Annotated in this window: 14 protein-coding genes and 2 riboswitches; of the genes, 8 read left to right on the top strand and 6 right to left on the bottom strand. The window is 60.8% G+C overall.

Features of this window, described 5'->3' with window-relative positions:
• Positions 1 to 98: 98 nt before the first annotated feature.
• Both cobN and cobW read right to left on the bottom strand, forming a co-directional pair.
• The gene (cobN, locus tag ACA051_RS14120; protein WP_497375313.1) at positions 99 to 4,007 is read right to left on the bottom strand and encodes a cobaltochelatase subunit CobN; all 3,909 of its coding nucleotides are present in this window, start codon (positions 4,005 to 4,007) and stop codon (positions 99 to 101) included.
• Positions 4,008 to 4,010: 3 nt separating this feature from the next.
• A complete protein-coding gene (gene cobW / locus ACA051_RS14115) occupies positions 4,011 to 5,072 on the bottom strand; it encodes a cobalamin biosynthesis protein CobW (protein ID WP_438658071.1) in 1,062 nt (353 codons plus the stop codon).
• Positions 5,073 to 5,172: 100 nt separating this feature from the next.
• Positions 5,173 to 5,387, bottom strand: a riboswitch (cobalamin riboswitch).
• A 177-nt stretch (positions 5,388 to 5,564) separates the two neighbouring features.
• Positions 5,565 to 5,792, top strand: a riboswitch (cobalamin riboswitch).
• Between the two features lie 119 nt (positions 5,793 to 5,911).
• Here cobW and ACA051_RS14110 point away from each other — a divergent pair.
• The 4 genes from ACA051_RS14110 (at position 5,912) to cobM (ending at position 8,074) form a co-directional block, all read left to right on the top strand.
• Positions 5,912 to 6,103 (top strand): CbtB domain-containing protein, encoded by a 192-nt coding sequence (locus ACA051_RS14110; protein ID WP_497310350.1) that lies wholly within the window; start codon positions 5,912 to 5,914, stop codon positions 6,101 to 6,103.
• Positions 6,104 to 6,114: 11 nt separating this feature from the next.
• Complete coding sequence (locus ACA051_RS14105; protein WP_497375311.1) at positions 6,115 to 6,819, top strand: CbtA family protein; 705 nt, start codon at positions 6,115 to 6,117, stop codon at positions 6,817 to 6,819.
• On the top strand, positions 6,816 to 7,229 hold the full coding sequence (locus tag ACA051_RS14100; protein WP_497375309.1) for a cobalamin biosynthesis protein: 414 nt from the start codon (positions 6,816 to 6,818) through the stop codon (positions 7,227 to 7,229). Before ACA051_RS14105 ends, ACA051_RS14100 begins: the two co-directional genes overlap by 4 nt.
• A 98-nt stretch (positions 7,230 to 7,327) precedes the next feature.
• Positions 7,328 to 8,074, top strand: coding sequence for a precorrin-4 C(11)-methyltransferase (gene cobM, locus ACA051_RS14095; RefSeq protein ID WP_497375307.1), 747 nt, complete (start codon positions 7,328 to 7,330; stop codon positions 8,072 to 8,074).
• Positions 8,075 to 8,212: 138 nt separating this feature from the next.
• On the opposite strand, the gene nfuA is transcribed toward cobM, so the two are convergent.
• The 3 genes from nfuA to ACA051_RS14080 form a co-directional block, all read right to left on the bottom strand.
• Positions 8,213 to 8,797, bottom strand: coding sequence for a Fe-S biogenesis protein NfuA (gene nfuA, locus ACA051_RS14090; RefSeq protein ID WP_007898222.1), 585 nt, complete (start codon positions 8,795 to 8,797; stop codon positions 8,213 to 8,215).
• Positions 8,798 to 8,854: 57 nt separating this feature from the next.
• On the bottom strand, positions 8,855 to 9,889 hold the full coding sequence (locus ACA051_RS14085; protein WP_497310346.1) for an acyltransferase family protein: 1,035 nt from the start codon (positions 9,887 to 9,889) through the stop codon (positions 8,855 to 8,857).
• Positions 9,890 to 10,075: 186 nt separating this feature from the next.
• Complete coding sequence (locus ACA051_RS14080) at positions 10,076 to 12,361, bottom strand: fatty acid cis/trans isomerase (RefSeq protein ID WP_497375305.1); 2,286 nt, start codon at positions 12,359 to 12,361, stop codon at positions 10,076 to 10,078.
• A gap of 154 nt (positions 12,362 to 12,515) precedes the next feature.
• On the opposite strand from ACA051_RS14080, the gene metH reads away from it, so the two are divergent.
• Both metH and ACA051_RS14070 read left to right on the top strand, forming a co-directional pair.
• Entirely contained in the window at positions 12,516 to 16,226 is a 3,711-nt protein-coding gene (gene metH / locus ACA051_RS14075) for a methionine synthase (protein WP_497375303.1), read from the top strand.
• A 319-nt stretch (positions 16,227 to 16,545) separates the two neighbouring features.
• Entirely contained in the window at positions 16,546 to 16,764 is a 219-nt protein-coding gene (locus tag ACA051_RS14070) for a DUF2970 domain-containing protein (protein WP_497310343.1), read from the top strand.
• Here the strand turns inward: ACA051_RS14070 and ACA051_RS14065 are convergent.
• Entirely contained in the window at positions 16,761 to 17,834 is a 1,074-nt protein-coding gene (locus tag ACA051_RS14065; protein WP_497310342.1) for an ABC transporter substrate-binding protein, read from the bottom strand. The two genes, ACA051_RS14070 and ACA051_RS14065, sit on opposite strands and share 4 nt — an antisense overlap.
• Before the next feature lie 523 nt (positions 17,835 to 18,357).
• Between ACA051_RS14065 and ACA051_RS14060 the strand changes: the two genes are divergently transcribed.
• Entirely contained in the window at positions 18,358 to 20,016 is a 1,659-nt protein-coding gene (locus ACA051_RS14060) for a nitrite/sulfite reductase (protein WP_497375302.1), read from the top strand.
• Positions 20,000 to 20,494 (top strand): DUF934 domain-containing protein, encoded by a 495-nt coding sequence (locus ACA051_RS14055; RefSeq protein ID WP_497310340.1) that lies wholly within the window; start codon positions 20,000 to 20,002, stop codon positions 20,492 to 20,494. The genes ACA051_RS14060 and ACA051_RS14055 overlap by 17 nt, the downstream gene beginning before the upstream one ends.
• Positions 20,495 to 20,510: the final 16 nt, after the last annotated feature.

Below are 20,510 nucleotides of genomic sequence, written 5' to 3'. Positions count from 1 at the left end.
AGATACTGACACTAAGGTATGCCTGACAAAATGTGCATTCAGGTTTTTGGGCTGCTGCGCAGCCCAGCGGGAGCAAGCTCCCTCGCCACAGGTCCATTTCAGCTGTCTTCTTCTATATCCAGCAATAGGTTTTCCAGCGCCTCACGATACGCGCCCGGTTCCTGCCACATCCCCCGCTGCTGCGCTTCGAGCATGCGCTCGGTCATGTCGCGCAGCGCATGCGGATTATGCTCACGCACAAAATCCCGGGTTGCCGGATCGAGCAAATACGCATCCGCCAACAACGCATATTGATGATCGTCGATCAGCTGCGTCGTGGCGTCGAATGCGAACAGGTTATCGACCGTCGCAGCCAATTCGAACGCGCCTTTATAGCCGTGACGCTTCACTCCGTCGATCCACTTCGGGTTGGCCGCCCGGGAGCGGATCACCCGGTTCAGCTCTTCCTTCAAGGTACGGATCTTAGGCACGTCCGGCTGACTGTGGTCGCCGTGGTAACTGGCCGCCGCTTCGCCACTGAGGCTTTCCACGGCGGCGAGCATGCCGCCCTGGAATTGGTAATAGTCATTGGAATCGAGCAGGTCATGCTCGCGATTGTCCTGGTTTTGCAGCACCGCCTGAACCTGGCTCAGGCGCTGGGCGAATTGTTCGCGGGCGGCGGTGCCTTCATCGGACCCGCCGTAAGCGTAGCCGCCCCAGTTCAGGTAAACCTCGGCCAGATCTTCGCGGCTTTGCCACAGACGACCGTCGATGGCGCCCTGCACGCCGGCACCATAAGCACCGGGTTTGGCACCGAAGATGCGCCAACCGGCCTGACGCCTGGCCGCGTCTTCATCAAGGCCCGATTGCATCAGCGCTTCACGTTCGGCGCGCACTTTGGCGGCCAGCGGGTTGAGGTCGTCCGGTTCGTCCAGCGCGGCGACCGCTTGCACGGCGGCGTCGAACAGGCGGATCAGATTGGCGAAGGCATCGCGGAAGAATCCGGACACGCGCAAGGTCACATCCACACGCGGACGGTCGAGCAAGCTCAGCGGCAGGATTTCAAAGTCATCGACCCGCTGACTGCCAGTGGCCCAGACCGGACGCACACCCATCAACGCCATGGCCTGGGCAATGTCGTCGCCGCCGGTGCGCATGGTCGCGGTGCCCCAGACGGACAGGCCGAGCTGGCGCAGATGATCGCCATGGTCTTGCAGATGCCGTTCGAGAATCAGATTGGCCGACTGGAAACCGATGCGCCACGCCGTGGTGGTCGGCAGGTTGCGCACGTCCACCGAGTAAAAATTTCGCCCGGTCGGCAGCACGTCCAGACGACCGCGACTCGGCGCGCCGCTGGGGCCGGCCGGGACGAAGCGGCCGCTCAAGGCATCGAGCAGACCGCGCATTTCTGCCGGACCGCAGGCGTCCAGACGCGGGGCGACGACTTCGCACAGGCTGTCGAGGATGGCGCTCACTTCAGACCAACGTGCCTCCTGTGGGAACAGACATTTGTGGCGAGGGAGCTTGTCGGAATGCCGCATCATCCCGCTGGACTGCGCAGCAGTCCCATTTTCTGGGTCCGCTTCGCGAACCAACGGGAGCAAGCTCCCTCGCCACAGAGCCTCGTTCCCACGGGGTTCGGCGTCGGTATTCAGAGTTTGCGCGATGAGTTGAGCGGCGAACAGTTCCAGACGCTCGCGGGTATCGCCCGCCGTGCGCCAGGCCTCATCGTTAAGCGATTGCAGTTCCACAGGACGCGGCCCGATCCACGGCTCGGCCAGCGCACAATCCAGCGGATCAAACCCCAGTTCGAACGCCTTGGCCAACGCCCGCAGCAGGCTGGATTGCGCCCCGCGACCGTCGCCACGGGGAATGCGCAACAAGGCCAACAACGTGTCGATGCGCAAGCGGCCGGTCGGCGACTCGCCAAAAATGTGCAGGCCATCGCGGATCTGCGACTCTTTCAAGTCGCACAGATAGGTGTCCAGGCGCGGCAACCAGATCGCCGCATCGGCGTCGCTGTTGAGCTTGTCGTCCAGTTGCAGTTCACGGTCGATGTGCGTCTCGCGCACCAGTTGCAGGATGTCGCGCTGCAATTCACGGGCACGTCGCGGATCGAGCAACTGTGCTTCGTAATACTCGTCCGCCAGCAACTCAAGGTTGCGCAACGGGCCGTAGGTTTCGGCGCGGGTCAGCGGCGGCATCAGGTGGTCGATGATCACCGCTTGCGTGCGACGCTTGGCCTGGGCGCCCTCGCCCGGGTCGTTGACGATAAACGGATAGATGTTCGGCAGCGGCCCGAGCAGCGCGTCCGGCCAGCAATTTTCTGACAGCCCGACGCCCTTGCCCGGCAGCCATTCGAGGTTGCCGTGCTTGCCGACGTGGATGACGCCGTGGGCGCCATAGGTGTTGCGCAGCCAGAAGTAGAACGCCAGGTAGCCGTGAGGTGGCACCAGGTCCGGGTCGTGATACACCGCGCTCGGATCGACCTGATACCCCCGCGCCGGCTGAATGCCGACGAAGGTCAGGCCAAAGCGCAACCCGGCGATCATCATGCGTCCGTCACGGCACATCGGATCGCTTTCGGGCGTGCCCCAGCGCTCCAGCACCGCTTGCTGATTGGCTTCGGGCAATCGGTTGAACATCAGCCGATAGTCGTCCATTGCCAAACTTTGCGCGCAGGGACGCTGATCAATGGTGTCGAGGTCGTTGCTGACACCGCCGAGCAATTGTTGAATCAACGCAGTGCCGCTGTCCGGCAACTCGTCGGGCAACGGATATCCTTCAGTGTGCAGCGCCCGCAGGATGTTCAGCGCGGCGGCCGGGGTATCGAGGCCCACGCCATTGCCAATGCGCCCATCGCGGGTCGGGTAGTTGGCGAGGATCAGCGCGATGCGTTTTTCGCTGTTCGGCACTCGCGCCAGATCAATCCAGCGCCGCGCCAGTTCGGCGACGAAATCCATGCGTTCGGGTTGCGCCCGATAGCACACCACGTCCGACTGACTGCGCTCGCTGCGCCACGCCAGGTCCTTGAAGCTGATCGGCCGGCTGATGATCCGTCCGTCCAGTTCCGGCAGCGCGATGTGCATCGCCAGATCACGCGGGCCGAGGCCCTGTTCACTGGCAAGCCAGCCCGGCTCGTTGTCCTGGGCGCAGATCGCCTGGATCACCGGAATGTTGCGTCGAAACGGCCGCAGATGCGGCGCTTCGGGGCTGGATTGAGCGAAACCGGTGGTGTTGAGGATCACCCCCGCCTCGACTTCGTCCAGCAGGTCCTCGACCACCGTCAGGCAGCCGGGCTCTTTCAGACTGGCCAGCGCAATCGGCAACGGATTTAAACCCGCCGCCTGCAAACGCTGGCAGAAAACATCGATGAACGCGGTGTTCGCCGCCTGTAAATGCGAGCGATAAAACAGCACCGCCGCCACCGGTTGACCGGCCTGCCAATCGGCTTGCCAATCGTGAAGGTCAGCGGGGCTCTTATGCGGGTGGTAAATCGCCGTGCGCGGCAAGGTTTGCGGCTCGGCCCAGGCGTAATCGCGATCCAGCCAGCGATTGGCCAGGCAGCGGAAAAAATCCAGGGCATTGGCCATGCCGCCCTGCCGCAAAAACTGCCAGAGCCGGTCGCGGTCGTCGGCGGTCACGGTGCTCAGGTCACTGAGTTCCGGGTCCGGCCGGTCATCCCCCGGTACCAGAATCAGTTGCACACCGCGCTGGGACAGCTCCACCAGACGTTCGACCCCGTAACGCCAATAGGCGATGCCGCCGTGCAGCGAAATCAGAATCACCTTGGCATGGCGCAGCACTTCGTCGACATACAGGTCGACCGATGCGTGATTCTGCACCTGCATCGGATTGGCCAGGCGCACGCTCGGGTAATCGTCCGGCAGTTGCTGCGCCGCTTCGGCAAGCAGCGCCAGGCTGGAATCGCCGCTGCACAGGATCACCAGCTCGGCAGGGGTTTGTCCAAGGTCGGCAATGTTGTCATCCGACACGAAACCGCCGGGCTGGGTCCTGAGCAGGTGCATGGCTTAAACGCTGAGCGCGGCGCGCAATTGCGCTTCAAGCAAAGCGGCGTCCAGTTCCTGGCCGATCAGCACCAGGCGCGTGGTGCGCGCTTCATCGGCGCCCCACTGACGGTCGAAATGCTTGTCGAAACGCGTGCCCACGCCCTGAATCAGCAGGCGCATCGGTTTGTTCGGAATCGCCGCGAAACCTTTGACCCGCAGAATGCCGTGCTGGACCACCAGTTGGGTCAGCGCGTCCAGCAGCAGGCTTTCGTCGGCTTGGGGCAGTTCGATGGAGATGGAATCGAAGGCGTCGTGATCGTGATCGTCTTCGCCTTCATGGTGGTGATCGTGATGGCTGTGCCGGCTGTCGATGTGTTCTTCGGAACCGGCGCCGAGGCCGATCAACACATCCAGTGGCACGCGGCCGCTGCTGGCTTCGATGACTTTGACGGCTGGCGGCAGTTCTTCGGCGACTTCCAGGCGCACACGGGCCAGGTCTTCCGGGCTGATCAGGTCGGCCTTGTTGAGGATCACCAGGTCGGCGCTGGCCAGTTGGTCGGCGAACAGCTCGTGCAGCGGCGATTCGTGGTCCAGGTTCGGGTCGAGTTTGCGCTGGGCGTCGACCTGATCCGGGAAAGCCGCGAAAGTGCCGGCGGCAACGGCTGGGCTGTCGACCACGGTGATGACCGCGTCAACGGTGCAGGCGCTGCGGATTTCCGGCCACTGGAAGGCTTGAACCAGCGGCTTTGGCAGGGCCAGGCCCGAGGTTTCGATCAGGATGTGGTCGAGGTCGCCGCGACGGGCGACGAGTTCGCGCATCACCGGGAAGAATTCTTCCTGGACGGTGCAGCACAGGCAACCGTTGGCCAGTTCGTAGACGCGACCGTTGGCTTCTTCTTCGGTGCAACCGATGGAGCACTGCTTGAGGATTTCGCCGTCAATGCCCAGCTCGCCGAACTCGTTGACGATCACCGCGATGCGGCGGCCCTGCGCGTTGTCGAGCATGTGCCGCAGCAAGGTGGTTTTACCCGAGCCGAGGAAGCCGGTAACGATGGTGACGGGGAGTTTGGCCAGTGTTTTCATCGGATGCCCTTTGGCAAGGTGGCGGGCATACGGGACGACAATCGCTGCGACGGATGCGCGCGCGGAAGAGTTCGCCACCGGATCACCCCGCCCGGTTGTAGTGAGAATCTGTGTCGAGGCAGGTCTCCTGGCTGACGGTGTGCCGGGCTTGTGGGCCTGGCATTCACTGCGCCTTCCCGCGAACCCGCTGAACAGGGTTTGCAGTGGCGTGGCAGCGAACATCACCGTTCACAGTTGCGGGGGCAGCCGCGGCATCGACCGCGTTCCCTTCTTAGCTTCGGCAAATGCCGAAGAACCTCGAAAGCGCAAGGCTACGCATGGTGTGGGGGCGGGTCAATGTCTTGTGGTGCCCTCACCGGCCCCTTCGCGGGCAAGCCTCGCTCCTACAGGATGGCGGTGCTTTTGTAGGAGCGAGGCTTGCCCGCGAAGAATTCACCTCGGCATCGAAATGAGAACCCATGCCAATTGACGCCAAACCCCCGCCCATGCTCTCCTACACGCCTTGTTACGGGTGCCCTTCACAGGGTGAAACGGGAAACCGGTGAATCATGTGCTTTACTCAAAGCCATGTCAGTCCGGTGCTGCCCCCGCAACGGTAAGCGAGCGAAGCGTCAGATCCACTGTGCCAGCAGTTCGGCATGGGAAGGTGATGCTTGCAGGTTCAGGCGCAAGCCTTGGCCCCTCGTGAGCCCGGAGACCGGCCCGCAACACAAAGTGACCTTTACGTCACCGAATAACAAACCCGCGGTGGGCGGGCGCTGTTTGAACCTCTGCGCGCCCGACTCGCAGGGGGCTTCCATGCGCTCTATTCACCCACTGACAGACCAGAGGGAAGCGCCATGTCGATCATCAGCAGCACCGGCCACAGCACCGCCAGCACCACCACGACCCTGAGCCAACGCCTGACCACCGCCGTATGCGCGTCGATCCTCGGTGCGTGCCTCGTGTATTTCGCCGGTTTCTCGCACATCGAAGCGGTGCACAATGCCGCGCACGATACCCGTCACAGCTCAGCCTTCCCGTGCCATTGAGACCTGCCGACATGATCAAGCGTATTGCGCAAACCGCAGGTTTCAGCGGGCTGCTGGCCGCCCTGTTGCTGACCCTGCTGCAAAGTTTCTGGGTCTCTCCGCTGATTCTGCAGGCCGAAACCTACGAAAAATCCGAGCCGGCCGCTGTTGAAGTTCACGAACACGCCGCCGGTGTCGCCGCTCACACTCACGACGCCGAAGCCTGGGAGCCGGAAGACGGCTGGCAGCGTGTGCTGTCGACCACGGGCGGCAACCTGGTGGTCGCCGTCGGTTTCGCCCTGATGCTCGCCGGTCTCTACACCTTGCGTGCACCGACCAAAACCTCCCAAGGCTTGCTTTGGGGCCTGGCCGGTTACGCGACCTTCGTGCTGGCGCCGACCCTCGGCCTGCCGCCTGAACTGCCGGGCACTGCCGCGGCTGATCTGGCCCAACGGCAACTCTGGTGGATCGGCACGGCCGCGTCCACGGCGGTCGGCATCGCGCTGATCGTGTTCAGTCGTCACTGGCTGATGAAGATCCTCGGCGTGGCGATTCTCGCCGTTCCGCACGTGATCGGCGCGCCGCAACCGGAAGTGCACTCAATGCTCGCTCCGGAAGCGCTGGAAGCGCAGTTCAAAATCGCATCGCAGCTGACCAACGTCGCGTTCTGGCTGGCCCTGGGCCTGATCAGCGCCTGGTTGTTTCGCCGCAAAAGCGATGGCCAATACCACGCATGATTGTTACTCGCACAGCGCCGACTTTAGTCGTCGGCCTGGGCTGCCAGCGCGGCTGCCCTGCCAGTACGCTGCGGGCGTTACTCGATCAGGCGTTACAGGCTCATAAAATCGGACTTCACCAGATCAAGGCCCTGGCCAGTATCGACCTGAAGCGCGATGAACCTGGCCTGGTCGAACTCGCCGCACAACTCGCGTTGCCGCTGATGTATTTCAGCAGCGAGCAATTGGAAGGTTACAAACCGCAACTCAGCCATCATTCGGACATCGCGTTCGAACGCACTGGCTGCTACGGCGTGGCGGAAAGTGCCGCCCTGGCCCTCGCCGAACAACTGGCCCAGGCACCGGCGAAACTGCTGATTCCGCGACAAAAATATGCCCAGGCCACCCTGGCGTTGGCTTGCGTTGCGTAAGATCCCCGATAATCCCCGCCTTCGATCATGAGCAATCTTCATCTGAAGCCTTGCCCAAGCCCTTTTTCTGACAGACTCTTTATTCAAAGGAACGGACGATGACCGTCTACTTCATTGGCGCAGGTCCCGGCGACCCGGAACTGATCACCGTCAAAGGCCAACGGCTGATCCGCAGTTGCCCGGTGATCATCTATGCCGGCTCTTTGGTGCCCGCCGCCGTGCTTGAAGGCCATTGCGCCGAGCAGGTGGTCAACAGTGCCGAACTGCATCTGGAGCAGATCATCGAACTGATCAAAACTGCCCATGCCAACGGCCAGGACGTGGCGCGGGTGCATTCGGGTGATCCGAGTCTTTACGGGGCGATTGGCGAGCAGATTCGCTACTTGCGCGAATTCGACATTCCATTTGAAATCATCCCGGGCGTGACGGCGACTGCCGCGTGTGCAGCGTTGTTGGGGGCTGAACTGACCCTGCCGGACGTGTCACAAAGCGTGATTCTGACCCGCTACGCCGACAAAACCGTGATGCCGGCCGGTGAAGAACTGGGGAGCCTGGCCCAGCACGGGGCGACCATGGCGATTCATTTGGGGGTCAATTATCTGGAGAAGATTCTGGCGGAGTTGCTGCCGCATTACGGCGCAGACTGCCCGATCGCGGTGATTCACCGGGCGACGTGGCCGGACCAGGATTGGGTGGTGGGAACGATTGAAGACATTGCCGGGAAGGTTGCAGCGAAGGGTTTTCGGCGCACGGCGCTGATTCTGGTGGGTCGGGTGTTGGGCAGTGATCAGTTCAGCGAGTCGTCGCTGTATCGCGCCGGGCATGCGCATCTCTACAGGCCCTGAGCCAAGCACAACTCTGTGATAAGGGGGGCTTCCTGTGGCGAGGGGATTTAGCGAAACGTCGCCACAGGTTATCGATCACCCATAAAAAAACGGCGCTCACGGGGCGCCGTTTTTTTATGTCTGCAGCGAACACCTTACTCAGTAGTAGGCGTTTTCTTTCTGCGTATGGTCCGTCACATCGCGTACACCCTTGAGCTCGGGAATGCGCTCAAGCAAGGTGCGCTCGATGCCTTCGCGAAGGGTGACGTCGGCCTGGCCGCAGCCCTGGCAACCACCGCCGAACTTCAGTACGGCGATGCCGTCTTCGACCACATCGATCAGGCTGACCTGGCCGCCGTGGCTGGCCAGCCCCGGGTTGATCTCAGTTTGCAGGTAGTAGTTGATGCGCTCGTTGACCGGACTGTCAGCGTTGACCATCGGGACTTTGGCGTTGGGCGCCTTGATCGTCAGCTGGCCACCCATGCGGTCGGTGGCGTAGTCGACGACCGCGTCATCCAGGAAAGCTTCGCTGAATGAGTCGATGTAAGCGGTGAAGCTTTTGAGCCCCAACGCGGTGTCTTCAGGTTTCTCTTCGCCCGGCTTGCAGTAGGCAATGCAGGTTTCGGCGTACTGGGTGCCAGGCTGGGTGATAAAGACGCGGATGCCAATACCCGGGGTGTTCTGCTTGGAGAGCAGATCAGCCAGATAATCGTGGGCGGCGTCGGTGATGGTAATAGCGGTCATGGAAACTCCTCGCAGGCTTGGGCGCAGTTTACGCCAATCATCGCGCCGTACAAAGTCCTAGTATTTTTGTCGGGAAAGAGCCGGAACAGCGTTGTTTGCCGATTCGCCGTCGATCCGCTCTTTAAGCCACCGATAGCTGCATTTTTCTACATATTCGTAACTTGCCCAGGAAGCCACGCCGATGGTCAACGCGCAAAAGGCGAACATCACGTAGGGATTCACCCCATAACGCTGTGCGACAAACCCGCCGACAGACAGCACCAGCACGTGCATCAGGTAAACCGAGTAGGAACAATCGCCAAGCACCTTGAACACACGGGTGTTCTCGAAAAAGCGTTCCAGCGCCATGCACGCCATCACCAACACCGCACCGGGCACGCCCCAGGCCAGGAAGCGTGGCTGCGGTGCCAGGTTATAAATCGCCAGCAACGCGCCGCCAATCCCCAGCAAGGGCAGCCAGAAACCGGGTTTGATCCAGCCGCGCCGGTAGATCATGCCGATGGCGATCCCCAGCAGAAACTCATAAACAATGTCCGAGCGGTAGAACTCGCTGATCCAGCCATATCCGGTCCACGCCTGGCACACCGCAAACAGCAACGCCGCGACGATCAGCAGCCGAACTTGCAAGCGGAACAGCAATGCCCAGGCAAACAGCACGTAGAACAGCATTTCGTAATTCAGCGTCCAGCCGACATTGAGGGTCGGATAGATCCCGTAGCCACTGGGATTTTCCGTAGGAATAAACAACAGCGACAGCAGGAAATGTGGCCAGTCCACCGTCTGATCCGGCAACACAGGCTGTGCGAACACGACCACCAGCGCCATCAGCACCGTGTACAGCCAGTACGCCGGCACGATGCGAAACAGTCGGTACAAGAGAAACCGCGCGGGCGGCAGCGATTTACCTTCGGTGGACAGGAAGATCACCAGGCCACTGATGACGAAGAAGATATCAACGCCCACCGCGCCCTTGTCGATGAACATCTGCCCCACCGGGCCACGGGCCTTGAAGTCGAAGAAAATCTGCATGAAGTGGTGGCAGACCACCGTCCAGGCCGCAACGGCGCGCAGTGCCTGTACTGAAATCAACATCAGCGCTCCTCCCGACCGCAAACCCAAAACCACTACACATCCCTGTAGGAGCGAAGCTTGCTCGCGAAGAGGCCGGTACATTCAACATCATTGTTGGCCGTCGATTGCCTTCGCGAGCAAGCTTCGCTCCTACAGGGGAATAGCGGTGCCTATTGAGTCCGACACCGGCCAGCAGTCAAAGGTCGATCAAAGATTCTCGTACCGGTTCATGTCCAGCACGCCCTCTTCCACCGGCTCGGTTTCGTGGAGGTAGCGACTCAGGTCGTGGAAGTAAAACCAGAACTGCGGATGGCTGCGGCGAATGCCCCAGCGTTCGACGATTTTCTCGAAGCGGTGCGCGTCCTTGGCGTTTTCCATCGCGTCGACAAAATCAGGCACCTGGTCGGCGGGAATATTGAACATGAAGTTCGGGTAGCTGCTGAGCACACCCGGGAAAATCGTCAAGGTATCGAGCCCCGGCTGATAGCGCAGCGATTCACCGAGCAGGAAGGCCACATTGCTGTGGGCCCGGTTGCGCAGCAGGCTGTAGACCTCGCGCTTGCCGCTCGCCGTCGCGATGCGCAGCATGGTCGCTTCCGGCAACTGATCGATGACCCTCAAACCGGCCGCAGGGCGTGAAGTCAAGCGACTCAACGCCTGCTCGGCGCTCTGCAACGCCGGGTCGATGTTCGGTCGCGAGCAGTACGCGCCATCGCAACGGTTGATCGGATCGGGCCTTGCATCGAGCTCGCCGTAACGGGCCAGCAGTTGCGTCGCGAAGTCACGCTTGGGGTCCTTCTCATCCAGTTTCAGGGCCGTCGGCTTGTCATTGTCGATGGCCTCGTAATCCGCCCACATCTTGAACTGGCCACCGTTCTGGTACCAATCATCGAGGTAATCATCCCGCGAATTGGCCGGCATCAGGCGCAGGAAATTCTGCTCCGCGCCGTTGCGGATCAGGTCGAAGTACAGGCGTGTCTGGGCCTGGTGAGACACGTTGCCGAACACGTCGAAGTTGACCACCAACTGATAATACGTGCGTTCCAGCAGCGGATAGTCGAACAGCCAGATGGTTTGCGGCACTTCACCGATCAGGCCCTTGTTCACCGACGCGCTGTCGAAATGCCGAAAGATACTCAGCAGCGCGTTGTCGTTGCCCGCCCACAGGGTCGACCAGCTTGGCGCCGGCAGATCGGCGTAATTGTCCCGGCGTAGCGCTTCGTACTCGTTGCGCTTGTCGCGGTAGTCATGCCACAGGCCCAGGACGCTGCCGACGTCGTCGTTTTGCCCCGGCATCGCCAACAACGGCGTGGCTTGACCGCGGTAGTTCGGGTCGGTGATGTAGAGGTCGTGTTCCGGCGCCTGGAACAACGCCCAGAAGTTGTCACGAATCACGTCCGTGGCGATCTGGCCACGGCAGACCGGGCCGCGAATGAAGGTGCGGACGAAGTATTCGGCGTTATCGAGCATGAACTGATAACGCGCCTGAGCCGGGATCGCTTCAAACGTGCTGAACGGGTTGGCCCGGCGTTCTGGTCCGTATCCCGGCAAGGCATCGACCTGCCAGTTGCCGCTGTAAAAAAGGCTTTTGATCCGCGCCATCTTCGCCGCGCTCAGCGGATAGGTGATGTGGGTCTTGTGCACGATCACGCCCTGCACCGGCCACAAACGGTAATAAATCCGGGTGCCCGGATCGTCATTCGGGCGGCGAGTGTCGATCAGGTCGATCGGCTGTCCGGTCGGGGTGCGCGAACGCACCCATTGGAAGAAATGCCCGGGTTCACCGTCCTTGAAGTAAATATGGGCGATAAACCAATGCTCGAACAACCAGCGGCCGACCAGACTTTGCCGGGCGCCCGGGGCGTTGAGCAGGTTTTCCCACTGCACCACCTGCAAGGCTTCCCTCGCGCTCGGGACGAGGCCTTGCTCATCGATGGGCGCACCAGAGGCCAGCCAGCGCTGGAGCGTCTGGTATTGCTGGTCGGTCAGGCCGGTGACCGCCAGCGGCATGCCTTCTTTCGGGTGGGTACTGGCGTAGCCGTCGAACTCCGCCGGCATGGCGCACATGTTTTCCCGGTTCAGGCCCAGGACGATGTCTTCCGGCAACTTGGCGTTGGGTTGTATCGGGGTTGTGTGACCCAGCTCCAGCATTCGCGCCATCAATGCCGCCTGGCTGCCTTGGGCGTCGAGTACCGAATAGAAGCCCTTCTGCTGCCAGGCACGCTTGCCAAAGGCGTCATAAAACAACCGGGTCGGCGCCGCGGCCTGGCTGCGTTCGCCGTCGTAGACCGGAGTTTGGGTCGCGCCACGCGCCACCCCTTCACCGTTGCCCAGATTGAGCTGACAGGCGGAGTCGTAGCAGGCATGGCAGGCCACGCACTTTTCGGTGAAGATCGGTTGAATGTCACGCGTGTAGGAAATCACCGGACCCTGCGCAACGGCATCCCAGCTTATAAGCAGCATCAAAATGCTGGTGATGACGCGATACGACATGTCCCTGGTCCCGATCCTGAAAATCGCCGCGATTCTACCGTTCCGGCCCTCGCACCAACATGAGCGATATTCATGCAAATCCGGGACATGCTCTAAAAGCGCACAGGTTTGCTATTATCCCGGCCCTTCGTCATGGTCTTTCCGAGTAGTCCCAATGTCCGATCGCAGTGTTCGCCTTCAAGCTCTCAAGCACGCCCTCAAAGAGCGCATTCTGATTCTCGATGGCGGTATGGGCACGATGATCCAGAGCTACAAGCTCGAAGAGAAGGATTATCGCGGAAAACGCTTCGCTGACTGGCCAAGTGACGTCAAAGGTAACAACGACCTCTTGGTGTTGACGCGCCCGGACGTGATCGGCTCCATCGAGAAAGCCTACCTGGATGCCGGCGCCGACATTCTGGAAACCAACACGTTCAACGCCACTCAGGTTTCCCTGGCCGATTACGGCATGCAAGGCCTAGCCTACGAGTTAAACGTAGAAGGCGCACGCCTGGCACGCAAGGTGGCCGACGCCAAGACCCTGGAAACGCCGGACAAGCCGCGCTTCGTCGCTGGCGTGATCGGGCCGACCAGCCGCACCTGCTCGCTGTCGCCGGACGTGAACAACCCCGGCTACCGCAACGTGACCTTCGATGAATTGGTGGAAAACTACACCGAGGCCACCAAAGGCCTGATCGAAGGCGGCGCCGACCTGATCCTGATCGAAACCATTTTCGACACGCTGAACGCCAAAGCCGCGATCTTCGCCGTACAAGGTGTGTTTGAAGAGTTGGGTATCGAACTGCCGATCATGATTTCCGGCACCATCACCGACGCCTCCGGCCGTACCCTGTCCGGCCAGACCACCGAAGCATTCTGGAACTCGGTAGCCCACGCCAAGCCGATCTCGGTCGGCCTGAACTGTGCCCTCGGCGCCAGCGAATTGCGCCCGTACCTGGAAGAACTGTCGAACAAGGCCGGCACCCACGTTTCGGCGCACCCGAACGCCGGCCTGCCGAACGAATTCGGCGAGTACGACGAACTGCCGTCGGAAACCGCCAAGGTCATCGAAGAATTCGCCCAGAGCGGTTTCCTCAACATCGTTGGCGGCTGCTGCGGCACCACGCCGGGCCACATCGAAGCCATCGCCAAAGCCGTGGCCGGTTATGCGCCACGTGTCATTCCGGAAATCCCGAAGGCTTGCCGCCTCTCGGGCCTGGAGCCGTTCACCATCGATCGCAGCTCGCTGTTCGTCAACGTTGGCGAGCGCACCAACATCACCGGTTCCGCCAAATTCGCCCGTCTGATCCGTGAAGACAACTACACCGAAGCGCTGGAAGTGGCCCTGCAACAGGTTGAAGCGGGCGCCCAGATCATCGACATCAACATGGACGAAGGGATGCTCGATTCGAAGAAGGCCATGGTGACCTTCCTCAATCTGATCGCCGGTGAACCCGACATCTCCCGTGTGCCGATCATGATCGACTCCTCGAAGTGGGAAGTGATCGAAGCCGGCCTCAAGTGCATCCAGGGCAAGGGCATCGTCAACTCGATCAGCATGAAAGAAGGCGTCGAGCAGTTCATTCACCACGCCAAACTGTGCAAGCGCTATGGCGCCGCCGTGGTCGTGATGGCGTTTGACGAAGCCGGCCAGGCCGACACTGAAGCGCGCAAGAAAGAGATCTGCAAACGCTCCTACGACATTCTGGTCAACGAAGTCGGTTTCCCGCCGGAAGACATCATCTTCGACCCGAACATCTTCGCCGTGGCCACCGGCATCGAAGAACACAACAACTACGCTGTGGACTTCATCAACGCCTGCGCCTACATCCGCGACGAACTGCCATTCGCGCTGACCTCGGGTGGCGTGTCCAACGTGTCGTTCTCGTTCCGCGGCAACAACCCGGTGCGTGAGGCGATCCACTCGGTGTTCCTGCTGTATGCGATCCGCAACGGCCTGACCATGGGTATCGTCAACGCCGGGCAGCTGGAGATCTACGACCAGATCCCGGCGGAACTGCGCGATGCCGTGGAAGACGTGGTGCTCAACCGCACGCCGAACGGCACTGACGCCCTCCTCGCCATCGCCGACAAGTACAAGGGCGACGGCAGCGTCAAGGAAGCCGAGACCGAAGAGTGGCGCAACTGGGACGTCAACAAGCGTCTGGAGCATGCGCTGGTCAAGGGCATCACCACGCACATCGTGGAAGACACCGAAGAATCGCGCCAGTCGTTCTCGCGTCCGATCGAAGTGATCGAAGGCCCGCTGATGTCCGGCATGAACATCGTCGGCGACCTGTTCGGTGCCGGCAAAATGTTCCTGCCGCAGGTGGTGAAATCCGCCCGCGTGATGAAACAGGCTGTCGCTCACCTGATTCCGTTCATCGAGCTGGAAAAAGGCGACAAGCCGGAAGCCAAGGGCAAGATCCTGATGGCTACGGTGAAGGGCGACGTGCACGACATCGGCAAGAACATCGTCGGCGTGGTGCTGGGCTGTAACGGCTACGACATCGTCGACCTCGGCGTGATGGTCCCGGCGGAGAAAATCCTGCAAGTGGCCAAGGAGCAGAAGTGCGACATCATCGGCCTGTCCGGTCTGATCACACCGTCGCTGGATGAAATGGTCCACGTGGCCCGCGAAATGCAGCGTCAGGATTTCCATCTGCCGCTGATGATCGGTGGCGCGACCACCTCCAAGGCGCACACGGCGGTGAAGATCGAGCCGAAGTACAGCAATGATGCGGTGATCTACGTCACCGACGCCTCCCGCGCCGTGGGCGTGGCGACGCAGTTGCTGTCCAAGGAATTGAAGCCGGCGTTCGTCGAGAAGACCCGCCTGGAGTACATCGATGTTCGCGAGCGCACTGCCAACCGCAGCGCCCGCACCGAACGCCTGAGCTACCCGGCCGCCATTGCCAAGAAGCCGCAGTTCGACTGGAGCACTTACGAGCCGGTCAAACCGACGTTTACCGGTTCCCGCGTGCTGGACAATATCGATTTGAAGGTGCTGGCCGAATACATCGACTGGACGCCGTTCTTTATCTCCTGGGACCTGGCCGGCAAGTTCCCGCGCATCCTCACTGATGAAGTGGTCGGTGAAGCCGCCACCTCGCTGTACGCCGATGCCCAGGAAATGCTCGCCAAACTGATCGACGAGAAACTCATCAGCGCCCGTGCGGTGTTTGGCTTCTGGCCGGCCAACCAGGTGCGCGAGGATGACATCGAAGTCTACGGCGATGACGGCAAGCCGATTGCCAAACTGCATCACTTGCGTCAGCAGATCATCAAGACCGACGGCAAGCCGAACTTCTCCCTCGCCGACTTCGTCGCGCCGAAGGACTGCGAAATCACCGATTACGTGGGTGGTTTCATCACCACCGCCGGGATCGGCGCCGAAGAAGTGGCCAAGGCTTATCAAGACGCTGGCGATGATTACAACTCGATCATGGTCAAGGCACTGGCCGACAGACTGGCCGAGGCCTGCGCCGAGTGGCTGCACCAACAGGTCCGTAAGGAACACTGGGGTTACGCCAAGGACGAGACGCTCGACAACGAGGCGCTGATCAAAGAGCAATACACCGGCATCCGCCCTGCCCCGGGCTACCCGGCCTGCCCTGATCACACCGAGAAAAGCACCCTGTTTGCCTTGCTCGACCCCGAAGCCCGCGAGATGCAGGCCGGCCGCAGCGGCGTGTTCCTCACCGAGCACTACGCTATGTTCCCGGCAGCAGCGGTCAGCGGCTGGTACTTCGCTCACCCGCAGGCGCAATACTTTGCAGTGGGCAAGATCGACAAGGACCAGGTGCAGAGCTACACGTCCCGTAAAGGCCAGGAACTGAGCGTGACCGAACGGTGGCTGGCGCCTAACCTCGGGTACGACAACTAACCAAGCCTCCTGGCCACAACACCGTGGCCAAAGAAGATCCCCTGTGGGAGTGAGCCTGCTCGCGATGGCGGTGCAACAGTCAACTAAGAAGTCGACTGTTATGCCCCCTTCGCGAGCAAGCTCGCTCCCACAGTGCTTTGGGTTGGTCACCAATGCCCGGTTCAACCCGATCAAGTGTAGGAGTGAGCCTGCTCGCGATGGCGGTGCAACAGTCAACGAAGAAGTTGACTGTTATGACCCCTTCGCGAGCAAGCTCGCTCCCACAGGATTCGTGTGCATTGTCTATGCTTGCCTGACACACATTCATGACGAGGGATTTATGGACGATCCAGTCGACAACAAACCACCGACGTTCTGGCAAATGCTGCACAGCATCATGGCGGCGGCGTTCGGGGTGCAGAGCGGGAAGAACCGGGCGCGGGATTTCACCCACGGCAAGCCGAGTCATTTCGTGATTCTGGGGATTCTGTTCACGGCGGTGTTTGCATTAACGCTGTTCGGCATTGTGCAGTTGGTGGTGCACCTGGCGGGGCGTTAGCGCATCAGGGTTTGCAGGCTGAACGGGTAGCGATAAGACGTCGGCCGCCCCTTGGCCGACAGACGACGGAAGTTCACCCCGTAATTCGGTGATGCGCCCATGGCCAACAATCGTTTGGCCTGGGCCTTGTTGATCAGTTGCAGTAACGGAATCAGCCGGTCGCGCCCGCCGTACTGGTCCAGATCCACGCCCCGCTCCAAGTCATGCAATTCCACCAGCGCCCAACCGCCCAACGTGAAATGCCCGCCCAACAACACGTTCAGGCGACCGTCAACCATCGCCTGCAGTGCCGAGGGCGATGTGTTCACCGCGCTGAACAAGGCATCTTTGCCGGGCACGCCACCCGCCTCCGAATACGCTTGCATCGCGCCAAACGCCATTTCGTCATTGGCAGACCACACCAACGAGACTTTCGGGTAACGTCGGAACAGCAATTTGGCCTGTTCATAGGCCCGGTCCCGGTTCCAGCCGCCGTAAACCAGTTGGCGCAAACGTACTTCTGGATGCTCGGCCAAGGCGCGCAGCATGCCTTGTTCGCGCAGTTGCGACGACGGCGTGATCTTCAGGCCGGAAAACGCCAGTAATTCGATGATCTGACCGGGCGCCACGGGTGGATGCTGGCGAATCAGCTCCTTGAGCATCAGGTAGCCGCCCTCTTCATCGTTCGGCACCAGGCTGCCCAATCGATCAGCGCGCTCCCCCAGCAGGCTCAGCTGATTGGGCGTCAGCGCAGCGTTGACCGTAAACAGCTTGACCCCACTGCCTTGAGCCAGGCGCAGGATTTGCGGAGCGACATATTGTTCGTTGACGAACACCAGATAATCCGGCCGCTGAGGGCCTTGCAGCGCCAGGCGGGCTTGTGCCACGGTGAGTTCGGGCATGCGTTGGGAATAGAGAATGCGCAGATCAATGCCCAGATCCTTGGCGGCCGCCTGCATGAATTGCGAATAGCTGATCCAGAAGGCCTCATCCGTCTTTCCCGGATTGAGAAACAACACCGACTCTGCATGCGCGACAGGACCGTAAGCCGCGCCAAGCATCAGCAGGAAGGTGTAGACAAACTTCAACATTTACGTCCGAGCCCCCGGAAATTTCGCCGCGCATTATAGCCAGCGAAGACCCGGCGAACGGCGTTTATTCCGGTTTTCCTCCGACAATCGTCGGAACCGGGCCCGGACGGGGTCGGTTATTGATGACTGACCCAATATACGGCGGTGCCCACGACCAGGATGATCAGGAACAGAATCGCCCAAGCATCGACCGTGCTATCAGGTTTTGTCGCTTTGGTAGGGTTGCTCATTGCATCGCCTCTTGTCGGTTTTATCGGTGATTGCATAAAGACTCGACCACAGTAAAGACGACGATTGCCCTCACGACAAATACGGGTTTATCAATAACAGATCTTGTTAGTCGTTTTGGTTCTTTACATATACTCAAACATCACTTTTGCGCATAACTGCAAACTGGTATCTTGCCCCGGCTCCGTAGGGAGTGCGCGGCCGTGCGCGCAGAATTGCCGAGGCAGCATCGGAGACCTCCAGGCGAAAAAACGCAACGGGATCCGCCCGGCCCAAGCCTGAGAACAGGACTTATATGTACGTATACGACGAGTACGATCAGCGGATCATCGAGGACCGCGTCAAGCAGTTCCGTGATCAGACCCGACGCTATCTGGCAGGCGAGCTGAGCGAAGAAGAATTCCGCCCCCTGCGCCTGCAAAACGGGCTCTATATCCAACGCTTCGCGCCGATGTTGCGGGTGGCGGTGCCTTATGGCCAGCTCACTTCGCGCCAGACGCGGATGATGGCCAAGATTGCCCGCGACTATGACAAAGGCTACGCCCACATCAGTACCCGGCAGAACGTGCAGTTCAACTGGCCGGCGCTGGAAGACATCCCGGACATCCTGGAAGAACTGGCGACCGTGCAGATGCACGCGATCCAGACCAGCGGCAACTGTCTGCGCAACGTCACCACCGACCAGTTCGCCGGTGTCGCCGCCGATGAGCTGATTGACCCGCGCCCTTGGTGTGAGATCGTTCGTCAGTGGACCACGTTCCACCCTGAATTCGCCTACCTGCCGCGCAAATTCAAGATTGCCATCAACGGTTCGACCTCTGACCGTGCGGCCATCGAAGTCCATGACATCGGCCTTGAGCCGGTGCACAACGCTGCCGGCGAACTCGGCTTCCGCGTGCTGGTGGGCGGTGGACTCGGCCGTACACCGGTGGTGGGCGCGTTCATCAATGAATTCCTGCCGTGGCAAGACCTGTTGAGCTACCTCGACGCCATCCTGCGGGTCTACAACCGCTATGGCCGTCGTGACAACAAGTACAAGGCGCGGATCAAGATTCTGGTCAAGGCCCTGACGCCTGAAGTCTTCGCGCAGAAAGTCGACGCGGAAATGGAGCACCTTCGCGGTGGCCAGACCACGCTGACCGAGGCTGAAGTGCACCGTGTCGCCAAACACTTCGTCGACCCGGACTACAAGGCCCTGGACAACCAGGCGGCCGAACTGGTCGAGCTCGACAAAGAACACCCGGGCTTCGCCCGCTGGCGCACCCGCAATACCCTGGCCCACAAGAAGCAGGGCTATGTGGCGGTGACCCTGTCCCTGAAGCCGACCGGTGTTGCACCGGGCGACATCACCGACAAGCAGCTCGACGCGGTGGCCGACCTGGCCGATCGTTACAGCTTCGGTCAACTGCGCACCTCCCACGAGCAGAACATCATTCTGGCCGACGTTGAACAGTCCCAACTGTTCGCGATGTGGGGTGAGTTGCGCGAGCAAGGTTTCGCCACGCCGAACATCGGCTTGCTGACCGACATCATCTGCTGCCCTGGCGGTGATTTCTGCTCGCTGGCCAACGCCAAGTCGATCCCGATCGCCGAGTCGATCCAGCGTCGTTTCGAAGACCTGGACTACCTGTTCGACATCGGCGAGCTGGACCTGAACATCTCCGGCTGCATGAATGCCTGTGGTCACCACCACGTCGGCCACATCGGCATCCTCGGGGTGGACAAGAAAGGCGAAGAGTTCTACCAGGTCTCCCTCGGTGGCAGCGCGAGCCGCGACGCCAGCCTGGGCAAGATCCTCGGCCCGTCCTTCGCCCAGGAAGCCATGCCTGACGTGATCGAGAAACTGATCGACGTGTACATCGAACAACGTACCGAAGACGAGCGTTTCATCGACACCTATCAGCGTATTGGTATCGACCTCTTCAAGGAGCGCGTCTATGCAGCGAATCATTAAGAACAACGAAGTCGTCGACGAAACCTGGCACTTGTTGCCCAAGGACTTCAACATCGACGAGATCAGCAACTGTGACGACCTGATCGTCCCGTTGCAGCTGTGGCGCGAGCACAGTCGTATGCTCAAGGCCCGCGATGGCGGTCTGGGCGTGTGGCTGGATGCCGATGAAGAAGCCGAGGAAATCGGTGACGACGTCGATCAGTTCAAGGTGATCGCGCTGAATTTCCCAGCCTTCACCGACGGTCGCAACTACTCCAATGCGCGCCTGCTGCGTGACCGCTATGGCTTCAAAGGCGAATTGCGGGCGATCGGCGATGTGCTGCGCGACCAACTGTTCTACCTGCATCGCTGCGGTTTCGACGCCTTTGCACTGCGCGCCGATAAAGACCCCTACGAAGCCCTGGAAAGTCTCAAGGACTTCTCAGTGACCTATCAGGCCGCCACCGACGAACCGCTGCCGCTGTTCCGTCGCCGCTGATATCGGCAAAACCTTG

The organism is Pseudomonas sp. LBUM1669 (genome assembly GCF_059695705.1).
Note: the sequence above shows the minus strand (reverse complement) of the source record. Positions and strands in the feature narration are given on the sequence as shown.